Genomic DNA, 14269 nt, shown 5'->3' on the forward strand with positions numbered 1-14269 from the left:
GCCGCAACTGCAAGAAAAACGACCCCTGACAGGGTCTCATTGACGCCGGAAGATTGGGAAAAGGCGGCCCTGAGCCTGATCGCCGACAAAGGCGTGGCCGCGCTGGCGGTTGAGCCGCTGGCCCGAAGTCTGCAGATCACCAAGGGCAGCTTTTACTGGCATTTCCCGGGTCGAGACGAGTTGTTGAGCAGTGCGCTGAAGCGCTGGGAACAGCAGGATGCCGACCATCTCGAGCGCTCGCTGGCCGCCGATGAGAACCCGGCCGAACGACTGGCCCGATTCGTCTGGCGTACCACGCGCCAGACCCTGACCCACCGCGTGTACCTGGCGCTGTGCGCGCTGCCCGATGATGCCCGTATCGGTCCGGTGCTCAAGCGGGTGACGGCGCGTCGTATCCAGTACCTGGCAGCGGCCTTCGAGGAACTGGGGCTGGACACTGAAGCTGCCCGTCGGCGCGCCACCCTGGTCTATTCAGGCTATGTCGGCTACCTGCAGCTGCAGGCTCAGAAAGTCGTACCGGAGCGCGGCGATCCGGCGTTCGACGCCTACGTCGAGCACGTCATTGAAAGCCTGATCACGTCGATGCCCTGAAGCCGCCGGCTTGCTTCACGAGCGGTGGGGCAGGGCGAGGTAGTCGTGGCTTTGCATCTCGATCAGTCGTGAGACCGTGCGCTCGAACGGCTGGATCAGGCGCTGGCCCGAGTACACCTGCTCGATCGGCACGGCGGCAGCGACAATCAGCTTGACCGCGCGGTCGTAGCATTCATCGACCAGGTGGACGAAGCGCCGGGCTGCATCGTTGTCGCTGTCGTCCAGGGCCGGGACATCCTGAACCAGCAGGGTCGAGAAGCGGCGGCTCAGCTCGATGTAGTCGGCGCTGGAGCGGTGGCCCCGGCACAGGGTGTCAAAATCGAACCACACCACCGAACCCGCGCGGCGTCTGGCGGGAACGTCGCGGCCCTGGAGGCGAACTGTTCCCTCACGGATGACCTCACCGGTCGCGAGGTTTTCGAACTCTGCGGCCAACTCGGCCAGGCGGCTTTCATCCAGCGGATACCGCCACGTTGGATGACGCGAGAGCTCGCGCAGGCGGTAGTCTTCGCCGGCCTCCAGGGCAATAACTTCGCAGTGGGTCTTGATGGCCTCGATCGCCGGCAGGAACCGCGCGCGCTGCAGTCCGTCGGCGTAGAGCTCGTCGGGCACGGTGTTGGAGGTGGCGACCAGGGTCACGCCGCGCTCGAAAAGCGTTTGCAGCAGTTCGCCGAGCAGCATGGCGTCGCCGATATCGCTGACGTGAAACTCGTCGAAGCACAACACCTGCAGGCGTCCTGCAATATCAGCCGCGATGGCCTTGAGCGGGTCACGCTGGCCTTCGCGCTGTTTGAGCCGGCGATGGACCCGGTCCATGAAGCGGTGAAAGTGAATGCGCTCCACGGGTATTCGGGCGGCTTCCAGGCTGGCGGCCAGCAAGTCCATCAGCAGCGTCTTGCCGCGACCGACCTGCCCATGCAGGTACAGCCCGGTGACGCCGTCGTGGCGGCGCCTGAGTCGCTGTATCAGCCCCTGGCGCGACGCGCTAAGGCGTCCGAACAGATCTTCGAGGTCTTGCAGCCGCCGTCGCTGATCGGGATCGTGCTGCAGCCGGCCCTCGTCGACCAGGCTCTGCCAGCGGGCCAGCGGACCGGGAACACTGGGGTCGGTCATGCCGCAGAAAAATCAGCCGGGCAGGTTGGACTGGACGTGATTCTTGATCAGGCCGCGCAGATCCATCAGCCGCCGATGGAAAAAATGGCCGGCCCCTTCCATTACAACCAGGTCGGGCGGTTGATCGAGGTCTTTTGCCCATTTCGACACCGCCTCGGCGGAGACTACATCATCCTCGTCGCCCTGCACCACCAGCCAGGGACAGTTGGGCGGCAGCAGTTCCTCGAAGCCGTAGCGCTCCACCGGCGGGGCCACCGTGATCAGCTGACGCACGGGCAGATCGCGGGCGGCTTTCAGCGCAACGTAGGCGCCAAACGAGAATCCGCTCAGCCACAGATCGGTGCCCGGACGAGTCTGCTGGACCCATTCGACCACCGCCAGCAGGTCGTCGGTCTCACCCTGGCCATTGTCGTACTCGCCTTCGCTTTCGCCGACGCCGCGAAAGTTGAACCGGACCGTGGCCAGCCCCAGTTCGCGCAGGGAACGTTCCATGATGGTCACGACCTTGTTGCGCAGGGTGCCGCCATGCTGTGGATGCGGGTGGCACAGGACGGCCGTCGCCGGTCGCTCGCTGCCCGGCTCGGGCACATCCACCAGGCACTCCAGCCGACCGGCTGGACCGGTCAGATGAAATTCGCTGCTTTCAGTGGGAAATTGCTGCGGATCCAGCATGCTTGATCGACCCCGGTGATCATGCCCTTACTGACGTGGGCCGCCATGATAACCGAAGCGGGCGCCGGCAATTTCGGAGGTCTATTCGACCATTCCCAGCATATGGGACACCGAGGCCTCGATCTGCTCGTCGGTCAGATCGCGCCGCCCGCCGCGCGGGGGCATGGCGCCAATCCCGTTGATGGCATTGGAGACCAGCTGTTCCTTGCCCTTGTCGATACGGTCAGCCCAGGCACTGGCCACCATCTCGGGCGCGCCGGCCGCACCGACTTCATGGCAGGAGGCGCAGGCGCGGTCGTAGATCAGGCTACCGTCCAGCGAGCCGTCGAAGGCGGCTTCAACTTCGGTTGAACCGGCGGCATCCTCCCGCGCGGCCATGGCGGCGGCCCGACCGGTTTCGCCGGCATAAACGCCGGCGACCGGCATCAGTCGCTGCTCGCGCGCCGCCTCGCGGGCGGTGGATTCTTCCCGATCCAGCGTGCCGTGAATGGCCATGGCCAGGAAAATGATCACGATCGCGAACACGGCCAGACCGGCGAGCACCAGGCTGAATCGTTTCAGAAAAATACGGTCGTCGGCTTCGGACACGGTACCAATCCTCGCAGAGCAGCAAAGACCTTCAATTATATCCCAACGCCGGGTGCTGGAACCGTCGAGGCATCGATCTGGTCCAGGCGCTGCACGGCCCATCCCAGCGCCATACCGAGCCCACTCCCCAGCACGGGTCCGAGTACGACCACTGCGCCGACTGCGGCCGGCTGCCGAAAATACCAAACCACCAGGGCCAGTGCGGCGGCTGGCAGGACGCCCACGGCGAATCCGGCTGAACGATGCCCGGCAACAGCCGTTGCCAGCGCAGCGCCGGCCGTTGCCGCGCCCAGCCAGATCACCGCCAGCCATGCCGGAGCCGTGGAGGCCGCGGCGGCGGGGTGGGTGATGGCCCACAGCAGGTGGTCACCGCCGCCCACCATGACCAGCAGGGCCAACAGCGATTCTGCCAGGACGGTGCTCAGCGTGAGACCGGCGGCCGCCGCGCCCAGCCATCGCGAAACAGTGTCTAGCGGCGCGGTACTCATGAACGCAGAAAAAACAGCAGGAGAACAAGACCCAGGATGATCCGGTAGGCGACGAACGGTTGCATCCCGATGCGGCGGATGAAGGCCAGGAAGTAGTGAATGCAGGCATACGTGCTGATCACGGCGATCGAAAAGCCAACCAGCAGGGGCAGCGGACCGGTCTCGACGCCCTCTTGCGCTATATCGACAATGCCGAGCAGCCCGGCCGCGGCAATGATGGGCACCGACAGCAGGAACGAAAACCGCGCCGCGGCCTCGCGCGTCATGCCCAGAAACAACGCGGCGGTAATCGTGATGCCCGAGCGCGAGGTGCCCGGAATCAGCGCCAGGGCCTGGGCCAGGCCGATGATGACGGCATCGCGCACCCCCAGGCTGTATTCGTCACGCTGTCCGCGGTGACGCCAGTCGGCCCAGCCCAGCACCAGGCCAAAACCAATCAGCGCCAGCGCCATGACCAGCGGGCTGCGCAAGGCCACCTCGGCCAGATCCTTGAGCAACAGACCCAGGATCCCGGCCGGGATCGTTGCGATGATGATCAGCCAGGCCAGCCGCGAGTCCGCCGTCTGACCCTGTCCGACCAGGGCACCCAGCCAGTCGCCCGCCATGGCCAGCAGTTCGCGGCGGAAGTAGGCCACCACCGCCACCAGCGAGCCGAAGTGCAGGATGATGTCGAAATCCAGCCCCTGGTAGGTCTGTCCGGTAAACAGCGAGTACAGCACCAGATGCGCCTGGCTGGATACCGGCAGGAACTCGGTCAGGCCCTGGACCAGGGCAATCAGGGCGGCTTGCACGGCATCCATGGACCGGAAGTCTACCCGATGAACTGCCCGGGCAGCCCCCGTCCTGGCCGACCGGGCTGAAATCTGCGCTATACTTTGCGGCTACGCGCCCGTAGCTCAGTTGGATAGAGTGTCGGCCTCCGAAGCCGAAGGTCGCAGGTTCGAATCCTGCCGGGCGCGCCAGATATAGAAAGCCCTCGCGTCGCGGGGTCTTTTTTTATCCGGGCTGCGAGGGGCTCGAGCAGGTCCTTGCCGCTCACATTAAACCCCAAAGGCGCGACGCCGGGGAATCAGGACTCGCTAGTCACTATGGCCAAGCCCACGACGCTCCACGGCCACGTCCGGGTGGTCGGTGAACAAGCCGTCGACGTTTAGCTTGTGCAAAAAAAGATCCAGCAGCGATTCCAGTGATTGGCCTTCTGACAACCCTTCACGGCGAAAGGTAAACGGATGGATCGCAAGGTTCATGTCGCGCGCAGACCTAAACAGCGGGCTGGGCAGTGGTCGCCCGCTAGCGTCGATCTCCAGTAGCGCGCTCAGTGGCGGTCCGATCCCGTCAGCGTAAGCAGCAACCTGCTGCAGCCCGGCCGGGGTGACCATGGAGCCGTAATCAACATCGTTCATCTGCCAGTCATTGCTGCCGATCAGCTGGATCAGCGAGAATCGGTCGCCATGGTCGCGGCGAATGCGCTCCAGCGGGGCCGGCTCAAAGCTCTGGATAAAGATCGGCATCGACGGCTTGGGCAAGTCGTAACGCAAAAGGACCTGGAGCAGGGCGTCGGCAATGTCCTGGCCGGACTTGGCGTGAAAGGCCGGAAACTTGGTCTCTGGGTACAGGCCAACGCGACGGCCGGTTGTGCGGTTGAGCTCGGCGAGCCAGACGATGAGATCGTCGAAGGTCACGATCCGGAATTCGCCGAGGCCTGGCGGCCAGCGCTTCGGGTAGCGCGCCTGGCCGCTGTCGGCTTCGATTCGTTCGGAGACTCTCAGGCGTTGGATTTCTTCAAGCCGAAAATCAATGGCATAGTAGCGTCCGTCTTCTCGCGCCCGATCCGGAAAGACCTCAGCGACATTGGTGGTGGCCTCTAGGGTCAGATCATGCAGGGCGATCAGGTGACCATCGGCGGTCAGGACCAGGTCCGGCTCGATAAAGTCGGCGCCTTGCCCGTAGGCCAGCAGATAGGCTTCGAAAGTGTGTTCCGGCAAATACGCCGACGCGCCGCGATGGGCAATAATCAGCGCATCGGACGTGGCCGGTTCATGAGCGGGGGCGACGGTGGCGGCGAGAAAAACGGCTGCAAGCATGTTGAGCATGGGCGGTGGTGCGAGCTTTTGTTCCTTAAGGTATCTCAACAGCGAGTTGTTTCAAATCCGTGACGCTGATCCTGGGCGCTGAACCGGGTCAATGGCTTTCATCAAGGCGTCACGGCTTGCTAACCAGATGTTAAAAGTTTGTCTGCACGATAAGGCCTCCTAAGTCTTGCGTTCTGAGTGCAATCCCGTGAATCTTGTGACTTGCGATCATCTCCCGCGTCTGGCGGGTGCTCTTGTGGGCCTTGGCCTGGCTGCCACGGCCGTGGCCCAGGAAACACCTTCCCAGGTGGAACGCCCCGAAGACGTCATCGTCGTTACGGCGCAGTTTCGCGAGCAGGCAGCCGCCGAAGTGCCGATCTCGGTTTCGAGTTTTGATCAGACGTTTTTGGATGAAGTCGGGCTCGATCAGCTTGACGACCTGTCGGCGTTCGTGCCCGGCCTGCAAATCCAGGAGCAAAGCGTGAACAACCCCGGTTTCGTGATTCGCGGAATCACTTCTGACGATGGATCCTCGGCGATCGAGCCGCGCGTGTCGGTGTTTCAAAACGGAGTATCGATTTCGCGCTCGCGTGGCTCTTACGTGCCCCTGTTCGATCTGGAGCGCGTTGAAGTCATGAAGGGTCCGCAGGGTACGCTTTTTGGCCGCAACGCGCAGATTGGCGCGGTGCACCTGGTCACCCAAAAGCCCGGTAATGAATGGGCCAGCAGCGCGCGGCTGGAGCTCGGTAATTTCGCTTACCGCAAGTTTGACGGCATGGTCAATCTGCCGCTGGGCGCCAGCGACTCGGCGATTCGTCTGGCTGCGACCTACCGGTCACGCGACGGATTTATCGACAACAATATTGGTGGTGAACTCAACGGCACCGATACCCGGGCGCTGCGCGCAAGCTGGCGCACGCTGTTTGGTGAACGCAGCCACTTTGACCTGATTTTCAACTACGTCGAAGACGATGCGCCCGGCACCTCATTCAAGTCCGGAATCATTCCGGCGCTGGGCGGAGATACGGATCCTCATTCGCCCGCATCGCTCAATGCCTTCGGCGGCCTGCTCGGCGGTCGCGCGCTGGGCACCAAGCGCGATATCTTTGACCTCACCGCCATCGTCAACTGGCAGCCCTCTTCGCTGTGGACAATCAACAGCACCTCCGCCTGGCGCGAGTTTGACTCGTTCGAAGCCTTCGATCCGGACGGCAGCGCCTTCGACCTGTTTTTTTTCGGGGAGGACGCCGAGGGAGAGCAGTGGAGCTCGGAGCTGCGCTTTACCTTCCAGCCCGATGACCTTCTAACGGCATTTTTCGGTGCTGGCTTTTTCACCGAAGAGGGTAGCCAGCGCGTGCCGCTAGGCTTGGACGGTGCGGTTGTCGGCGCGTTGCTCAACTCCATCGCAGCCACCGGACCGATCGTCGACGGCCAGGCGACCTTGTTCGGAGATCCCGGACTGGCGCAGCTGTTCTTGCTCGGCGATCCAGCGCTACTGGCCGGCGCGCTGGGCGCCGGCGGCGTACCGACGGGTCTGTTCCAACAAGAACAGTTCACCAACTTTGCCGATAACCAGTCCTACGACGTGTTTGCTGACGTCAGCTACGCGCTGACCGATCGCTTAACGGCAACGGCCGGTCTGCGCTATACCCGTGATCGCAAGGAGACGCTGTTTTCCTCGGGCGTGGAGGTCGACAATCCGTTTCTGGGCAATCTCCTCGTGCCGGATATTAATACACCGGTCTCGTCGGACGACGATCCCAGCGTCGGCAGGAATTTCGACGGCTGGGCCTGGCGCGCCAACCTGAACTTCGAGCTCTCCGCCAATCAGTTCGTTTATGGCAACTACGCCCGTGGCCGTCGTCCTGACGTCATCGAGGACGTTGCCGGTCAGTTCAACCCGGCACTGGGCGTAGCGGTGTCCTTCGAACGGGTGCCCGAAGAAATCGTCGACAGCTACGAGATCGGCTACAAGATGCTGTTCATGGACGGTCGTTCGCAGTTCGATGTCGCCGCCTTTTACTACGATTACGAGAACTTCCAGACAACCATCTCGGTCGACGCCGGTCCGGGTCTACCGCCCGATTTGCAGCTGATCAATGCCGGGACCGCCAGCTCGCGGGGGCTAGAGACCCAGCTGAGTCTGAACCTCAATGAGGGTCTGGATCTGTATGCCAGCTATGCCTACAACCGCTCTCGCTTCGACAAGACCGATGATCGGGGCAACCCGCTGATCTTTGGCGGCAACCGGTTCCGGCTCTCGCCGGATCACACCGCAGGCCTGGCGCTCAGAGCAAGCCGAGCCATGAACGGCGGCCGGCTGTACTTCACGCCGTCTGTGACCTACCAGTCGAAGGTCTTCTTCCAGGACGATAACCAGGGACGCTACGCCGTCGCGCTGCCGACGACGGGGCAGGCGCTGTTCGAGGTCCCGGCCATCAGTGAAGGCGGCTATTCGTTGTTTAACGTCCGCGCTGGATACGAGTTTTCGCAAGGGCAGTTCGCCATCGAGGCCTTCGTCAATAACTTAACCGATCGCAGTTTCATCATCGATGCAGGCAACACCGGTGCGACGTTCAATATCCCGACTTTCATTGCCGGTGCACCCCGCACCTACGGCTTGGCTGTGCGCGCGGTCTACTAAAAGAGGGGATATTTGATGAATCGACGCGATCTGTTCCGCCTGGCGGGTTTGACCTCGGCCTACCTGGCCCTGCCGGGCGCCGCGCGGTCGGCGTCTGAGACCGCGGGCCGCAACGGCGTGTTTGCCCACGGTGTAGCCAGCGGCGACCCGCTGCACGACCGGGTGGTGATCTGGACGCGCGTCTCGGTGCCAAAGGGTGTGGATCAGGTCGAAACGCAGTGGGTGATGGCTGTCGATCCGCAGTGCGAGCAAGTCGTGCAGCGCGGGCAGGCGCTCGCCTCGTCAGAGCGCGACTTCTGCGTCAAGGTTGATGTCGACGGGCTTGATCCCGGGCAAATCTATTTCTATCGCTTCCAGGCCCTGGGTCATCAGTCCACGACCGGCAGGACGCGAACGCTGCCCGACGGCGCCCTGGATAGCTTCACCCTGGCTGCCGTTTCTTGCTCGAACTATCCGGCCGGCTATTTCACCGCCTACCGCGATATTGCCCGCCATCCGGAGGTCGACCTGCTGCTGCATCTGGGCGACTATATCTACGAATACGGCGTGGCCGGCTATGCATCGCAGCAGGCCGAGGCGCTGGGCCGGGTATCGGTTCCGGCGACGGATCTGACGAGCCTGGAGGACTACCGTCTGCGCCATGCCCAGTACAAGTCCGACCCCGACCTGCAGGCTGTCCATGCCGTGATGCCGATGATTGCGGTCTGGGATGACCACGAAGTGGCCAACGATGCCTGGCACGGCGGGGCCGAAAACCACGACGCTGAGCAGCAGGGTCCATGGGAGCGGCGTCGCCGCGACGGCTTTCGCGCCTACGAGGAATGGATGCCTGTTCGTGCGCCGGAGCTGGAAAAAAATGGCCGATTGTTCCGCATGTTCGAAATCGGTGATTTGATTTCGCTGCACATGCTCGATACGCGTTTTCACGCTCGCTCGGAGCAGATCAACCCGCTGGCCCACCTCGAGGATCCCGAGGCCCTTGAGCGCATGCGGCGAGACCCCGCGCGCCAGTTGCTCGGTCCGGATCAGATGGCCTGGCTTGGTGACGGACTGCGCAAGTCCACTGCGCGCTGGCAGGTCATCGGCCAGCAGGTGCTGGTGTCTGAACTGCTGCTGCCGGATCTTTCATCCATCCTGGATGTAGACGAAACCCGCAAGCGCCTGGGGCCTGAACTGGTTGACGCCCTGTTGGCGATTGGCGGGCAGCAGATGCCGCTGATGTGGGATTCGTGGGACGGGTATGCGGCGGCGCGCGAGCGCTTGCTGGACCTGCTCGACAGCGAGGCATCGAGCCCTTTGATCCTGACCGGTGATACGCACACCGGCATGGCCGGCAACGTGCGACGCAGCCCGGATGATCCGGTCGTGGCGCTGGAGATGGTCACGCCGTCCATCAGCTCGCCGGGCTTCGACCAGTATTTCCCCACCCGCGAGCCCGGGCGTTTGGCGCCGGCATTCACCGGCTACAACCCCGACCTGAAATACATGGAGACGGCGCGTCGCGGCTGGCTGCGGGTTCAAATCACGCCCAGCGCCTGCCGCGGTTATTGGCATTTGGTCGATCGGGTCGACCTGCGTGATCAAACCTTGCAAATCGACGCAAGTTGGTCCAGCCGACCGCGGAGTCAGCCGGGTTTCGGTCTGACGTCGACTTCCGGTTGAACAAGGCTTGTTGCGCCAGAGGCTGCATCGAGCAGCAGCGGCTCAAGGACTGCGGCCGGAAGTGGCCTGGAGAAGAGAAAGCCTTGCGCGAAGCGGCAGCCGTTTTGTTTCAGGAAATCCAGCTGAGACAGGGTTTCCACACCTTCGGCCACGGCCCTCAGCTCCAGGCTGTTGGCCAGATTGAGAATGGCGCGCGTCAGCGCCCGTGCCTTGCCGCCGCGTTCTATGCCCTGGATAAAGCAGCGGTCGATCTTGAGTCGGTCGATGGGCAGGTTCAGCAAATAGCTCAGCGACGAGTAGCCGGTGCCGAAGTCGTCGATGGCCAGCTGTACGCCCAGACGTCCGAGCCGCTCGATATTGGCATGCGAACGCTCGACGCTGTTCATGATGGTCTGCTCGGTGACTTCCAGCATCAATCCGCTTGCCTCCAAGCCCGACTCTTTCAGGACCTGGGCCACAAATCCGGGCAGTTTCCTGTTTTCTAGCTGGGAGAACGACAAGTTGACGGCCCCTGTCAATTCGACCTGCAGGCGCTTTTTCCATTCCACGATCTGGCGGCAGGTCTCGCGCAGGACGAACGCGCCGATGTCGTCCATCAGCCCCAGCTCGTCGGCGAGCGCCAGGAATTCGCCGGGCCCGACCACGCCATGGCCGGGACGGTTCCATCGCAGCAGACTCTCCACGCCGATGATGCGCTGATCCACGAGGTCTACCTGAGGCTGGTAATAGACTTCGAGCTCACGCCGACTGAGCGCGTTACGGAGCTCGCTTTCCATCGACAGGCTGGCGCGATCACTCACCAGCATGTGTTCAGCGAACGCGCGATGACGATTCTTGCCGTCCGCCTTGGCCTGGTACATGGCCACATCGGCGTTGCGCTGCAGTTCTTCTGCGTCGACGGCCTGGGCGGGGAAATAGCTGATCCCGATGCTGGCGGTCACGGTTACATCCACCCCGAGGATCGCAAAGGGTGCTTGCAGACTGGCGATGATCTTGTTGGCCACTTCGGATGCCGTTGCTTCCGCCGGAATTCCTTCCAGCGTGACCGTGAATTCATCCCCGCCCAGCCGGCTGACCGAGTCGACCTTGCGCACGGTGAAGCGCAGACGCTCGGACACCCGGATCAGCAACTCGTCGCCGGCGGCATGTCCAAGCGTATCGTTGACTTCTTTGAAGCGATCGAGATCAACGAAAAGCAGACCGATCATTTCCTGCGACCGTTCGGCACGAAGACAGGCCTGGGTCAGGCGGTCGACGAACATCAGCCGATTCGGCAGGCCCGTCAGGTGGTCGTAGTGGGCCAGTTTGAAAAGATGTTGTTGCTTGCGCTCGCTCAGAAGTTGCAGCAGGTCGTGGCCAAAGCCGACGCCGGCGTATTGCTCGTTATGGGTCAGGATGAAACCATCCTGCATGGCGCTCATCTTTTCGTTGAGAATGATGCGCGTGAGATCATCGACTGAAGTTTCGGTCTCGACAATGACCGGGTCCGGGATCATGAATTCTGCAACCTTGCTCGACCCGTACAATTCTCTGGTGAAAGGGCGGCTGAACAGTTCGTTGAGCATGTTGCGGTTCATGAGGCCGACGGGCCGGTCTGCGTCGGTAATGACCAGCGTCTGCAGCGTCTCATCACGCTGGAACTGATCGTGGACCTTGGATAACAGAGTCTGGGTCGGCGCCGTCGGGCACGTTTTTTTCAGCTGGCCGACCTGGTCTTCTTGTTCGGCTGGCAGTAGATTCATAAAGACTGAATCGGGCAGGGCGGTTGCGCTCAGGCGAATGGATAGTTGACGGTCACGACGTCCAACAGTTTAGTTCCGCTGTCATTACTGCTTGATGACAATCCAAATCGGGCGCGATCGCTACCAGAGATCGATCTCGCCGCTTTTTGCTGATGCTTTCTCGCGCTCCTTGAGACTGTTTTTCCAGTACTGCTTTTCTTCTTTTTCAACTTCGAACGTCTCCGAGCGCGGGATATCGCGCACCAATACCGAGTAGTCGGTGCCGAGGAAGTGGATCATGCGGCCGTTGATCCCGCCCAGGCTTTTGGCCAGGATGGGAATATGCTCGGTGGCCAGAAATTCTTCGACAAATCGGCTGTTGACATCGCCGATGGCAAAGAAACTGTCCTGTCGGGAAATGCCAGGCAGGACGTTGCCGCCGCCAAAGACCTTGGCCTTGATGTTGCGACGCTGGGCGCCCTTATTGAGCATTTTGTTGATCAACAGCTCCATGGCGTTGACTCCGTAGCGACCGGCTTCGCTGGCCAGCACGGGCACTTCGCGGCTGTAGCGGTGGTTGGCCAGCAGAAAATGGTTCATGCCCATGACGCGGGCGACCGGGTCGTACAGACAGGCAGCCACGCACGAGCCGAGCAGCGTGGACAGCATCAGATCCTGGCGGGAGGTGACGTGGTACTGCCCCGGCTGGAGCGTGATGCGACGATCTGCGGGCCAGTGTTTCATCGAGACGGTCGCTGTGACTGGATGCGCATGGGGCAGCCCATAACGGGATGCCGGGAGTATATCCGGATTCGCTCATGCGCGATGCGCTGTGCCATCATTGCATCGTCATGACCATCTTTGAAATTGATTTCGGTCAGCTCTATCGCGAGCACATGGCCGCCTGCGGCCGCCAGGTCAAGGCCCCGGAGGACTGGGATGCCCGCGCCGAGCGCATGAAGTCGGTGGCCACCGATTCCGGCTATGTGGGCGAGTTTGTCGCGCGCATGGACCTTGATGGCTGCCGATCGCTGCTCGACGTGGGCTGCGGCACGGGCGCGATCAGCCTGGCCGTGGCGGACCGGCTCGAGCAGATGGTGGCCGTGGACTACAGCGCCGGCATGCTCGAGGCGATGATGGATCTGGCCGCCGAGCGCGGCCTCGATCGGATCCGGCCCGTGCAGCGTTCCTGGGAGGATGACTGGCGCGATGTGCCGGTGTGCGACGTGGCCGTGGCCTCGCGCTCGACAGCGGTGCTGGACCTGGAGGCTGCGTTGAAAAAACTCGACGCCCACGCGGCCCGGCGCGCTTACCTGACCAGCAAGGTCGGCGGCTATTTCATCGATCCGCAGATCGCGGCGGTCATTGATCGACGGCTGGATCCGGTGCCGGACTACATTTACGCGGTCAACATTCTCTACCAGATGGGACGCCAGCCGCGGGTGGACTTCATCGACAACGACCATCGCCCGACCGATTGCGAGACGGCCGAGGAGTTCGTGCGACGGGTGAGTTTTTCCCTGGGATCGCTGACCGACGCCGAGCGCCGGCGCCTGGTGGCGTGGTTCCAGGCTGATCCCGAGCGCGCCCGGGCCAGCGGCCAGCCGTTCCGCTGGGCCTTCATCGCCTGGGAGACAGCCTGAGTTCCATGAGTCTAGGGCTGTTGAAGCATCCGGTCGCGGGCGCGGCGGGTCTCGTTGCGCACGGCGCGATGCATGCTCGAGTCTTCAGGAACCAGCGGGAGCATCTGCTCCCACCAGGCCAGCGCAGATTCGTAGTTCCCGATCAGGAAATCATCGGTTCCGAGCAACCACAGGGCTTTGAGGTTATCGGGCTCAAGGTCGACAGCCTGCTCGAGCAGGGATTTCGCTTCGACGGGCATTTCCGGCAATTCGCTGCGTAGCTGCAGGGTCTCGGCCAGCTCCACCCGCAAAAACGCGCTCTCGGGTCTCAGGTAAAGCGCCCGGCGCAGAGCGTGTTCGGCCGAGCCATAGTGGCGCAAATCCTTGTAGATCAGGCCCATGCGCTGCCATTGCTCCGGCTGATCAGGGTTGTGTTCCAGATCCCGGGCCATGGCGATCATCTGCGAGCGCAGTGTTTCGACGCGCGGATCATGGCCCTGGGCAGGTTCGAGCGTGCCGAACTGCAGATAAAGCAAGGCCGTGACCAGCGGCAGCAGGATAAAGATCGCCAGCTTCAGCGGTTTCGGCAGACGCGCCCGTTCGGCCTTGTCGCCCCGTCTGCGAGGGCGAATTTCTGGCCAAAGCGCAAACACCAGGGCGAGCGCGATGGCCATTCCCGACAGGCTGATAAACAGCGATTGAGTCATGCTTGTCAGTGTAAACAACTGCGCCCCGGCTCATCGGTTTCCAGCCGAATTCACGGGGGTCTTGTTGACATATTCTTCACGGCGCCGTATTCTTGACCGGCAGATGCATATTAAAAATATTCGTTATTTTTCATATACATCGCATCACCCCTGTGCAATAGCCTGTGAGGAGGAAGCATGCGCAGAGAAAACTGGTTTGTCATCGTTCTTGTCGCCCTGTGTATGAGCCTGGCGACCATGGCGGCGGTCTCCAGCAGCCCGTCCAACGGCGAGAAATCCGATTTTGAAGGCTTCGACAGCCTGGACGAGGCTACGGTCACCGAAAACTGGAAGCGCTATTTCCCGGCGCAGTACGAGGGCTGGATGCGGACCTCGGAAATGCAGGAAAC

Annotated in this window: 14 protein-coding genes and 1 tRNA gene; 6 read left to right on the plus strand and 9 right to left on the minus strand. The window is 62.3% G+C overall.

The window, feature by feature from the left end:
• Nucleotides 1-39 precede the first annotated feature (39 nt).
• Nucleotides 40-591 carry a TetR/AcrR family transcriptional regulator gene (locus G3I74_RS08665; RefSeq protein WP_164211179.1) on the plus strand — a complete coding sequence of 184 codons (552 nt, stop codon included), beginning with the start codon at nucleotides 40-42 and terminating at the stop codon, nucleotides 589-591.
• Nucleotides 592-606: 15 nt separating this feature from the next.
• Here the strand turns inward: G3I74_RS08665 and zapE are convergent, their stop codons facing one another.
• From zapE to G3I74_RS08690, 5 genes are all read right to left on the minus strand, one after another.
• A complete protein-coding gene (gene zapE, locus G3I74_RS08670) occupies nucleotides 607-1704 on the minus strand; it encodes a cell division protein ZapE (RefSeq protein WP_164211180.1) in 1098 nt (365 codons plus the stop codon).
• Nucleotides 1705-1716: 12 nt separating this feature from the next.
• Nucleotides 1717-2376 carry an alpha/beta hydrolase gene (locus G3I74_RS08675; RefSeq protein WP_164211181.1) on the minus strand — a complete coding sequence of 220 codons (660 nt, stop codon included), beginning with the start codon at nucleotides 2374-2376 and terminating at the stop codon, nucleotides 1717-1719.
• 81 nt (nucleotides 2377-2457) lie between these two features.
• On the minus strand, nucleotides 2458-2964 hold the full coding sequence (locus G3I74_RS16200; RefSeq protein WP_164211182.1) for a c-type cytochrome: 507 nt from the start codon (nucleotides 2962-2964) through the stop codon (nucleotides 2458-2460).
• Between the two features lie 35 nt (nucleotides 2965-2999).
• Nucleotides 3000-3452 carry a hypothetical protein gene (locus G3I74_RS08685; RefSeq protein ID WP_164211183.1) on the minus strand — a complete coding sequence of 151 codons (453 nt, stop codon included), beginning with the start codon at nucleotides 3450-3452 and terminating at the stop codon, nucleotides 3000-3002.
• Entirely contained in the window at nucleotides 3449-4252 is an 804-nt protein-coding gene (locus tag G3I74_RS08690) for an undecaprenyl-diphosphate phosphatase (protein ID WP_164211184.1), read from the minus strand. Before G3I74_RS08690 ends, G3I74_RS08685 begins: the two co-directional genes overlap by 4 nt.
• Nucleotides 4253-4337: 85 nt before the next feature.
• Between G3I74_RS08690 and G3I74_RS08695 the strand changes: the two genes are divergently transcribed.
• Nucleotides 4338-4414: transfer RNA gene (locus tag G3I74_RS08695), tRNA-Arg, on the plus strand.
• A gap of 117 nt (nucleotides 4415-4531) precedes the next feature.
• Here the strand turns inward: G3I74_RS08695 and glpQ are convergent.
• Nucleotides 4532-5545 carry a glycerophosphodiester phosphodiesterase gene (glpQ, locus tag G3I74_RS08700; RefSeq protein ID WP_164211185.1) on the minus strand — a complete coding sequence of 338 codons (1014 nt, stop codon included), beginning with the start codon at nucleotides 5543-5545 and terminating at the stop codon, nucleotides 4532-4534.
• A 187-nt stretch (nucleotides 5546-5732) separates the two neighbouring features.
• Here glpQ and G3I74_RS08705 point away from each other — a divergent pair, with 187 nt between their 5' ends.
• Nucleotides 5733-8168, plus strand: coding sequence for a TonB-dependent receptor domain-containing protein (locus tag G3I74_RS08705; RefSeq protein WP_164211186.1), 2436 nt, complete (start codon nucleotides 5733-5735; stop codon nucleotides 8166-8168).
• A gap of 15 nt (nucleotides 8169-8183) precedes the next feature.
• The gene (locus tag G3I74_RS08710) at nucleotides 8184-9830 is read left to right on the plus strand and encodes an alkaline phosphatase D family protein (RefSeq protein WP_164211187.1); all 1647 of its coding nucleotides are present in this window, start codon (nucleotides 8184-8186) and stop codon (nucleotides 9828-9830) included.
• Here the strand turns inward: G3I74_RS08710 and G3I74_RS08715 are convergent.
• Together G3I74_RS08715 and G3I74_RS08720 are read right to left on the minus strand one after the other, a co-directional pair.
• Nucleotides 9794-11572 (minus strand): EAL domain-containing protein, encoded by a 1779-nt coding sequence (locus G3I74_RS08715; protein ID WP_164211188.1) that lies wholly within the window; start codon nucleotides 11570-11572, stop codon nucleotides 9794-9796. The genes G3I74_RS08710 and G3I74_RS08715 overlap by 37 nt on opposite strands.
• A 120-nt stretch (nucleotides 11573-11692) precedes the next feature.
• A complete protein-coding gene (locus G3I74_RS08720; RefSeq protein ID WP_164211189.1) occupies nucleotides 11693-12295 on the minus strand; it encodes a chemotaxis protein CheD in 603 nt (200 codons plus the stop codon).
• Between the two features lie 107 nt (nucleotides 12296-12402).
• On the opposite strand from G3I74_RS08720, the gene G3I74_RS08725 reads away from it, so the two are divergent.
• Complete coding sequence (locus G3I74_RS08725) at nucleotides 12403-13194, plus strand: class I SAM-dependent methyltransferase (RefSeq protein ID WP_164211190.1); 792 nt, start codon at nucleotides 12403-12405, stop codon at nucleotides 13192-13194.
• An 11-nt stretch (nucleotides 13195-13205) separates the two neighbouring features.
• Here the strand turns inward: G3I74_RS08725 and G3I74_RS08730 are convergent, their stop codons facing one another.
• Complete coding sequence (locus G3I74_RS08730) at nucleotides 13206-13880, minus strand: tetratricopeptide repeat protein (protein WP_164211191.1); 675 nt, start codon at nucleotides 13878-13880, stop codon at nucleotides 13206-13208.
• Between the two features lie 177 nt (nucleotides 13881-14057).
• On the opposite strand from G3I74_RS08730, the gene G3I74_RS08735 reads away from it, so the two are divergent.
• A partial coding sequence (locus tag G3I74_RS08735; RefSeq protein ID WP_164211192.1) for a hypothetical protein occupies nucleotides 14058-14269 on the plus strand: 212 nt, incomplete at its 3' end.

Source organism: Wenzhouxiangella limi, from assembly GCF_010499265.1.
Classification (GTDB): domain Bacteria; phylum Pseudomonadota; class Gammaproteobacteria; order Xanthomonadales; family Wenzhouxiangellaceae; genus Wenzhouxiangella; species Wenzhouxiangella limi.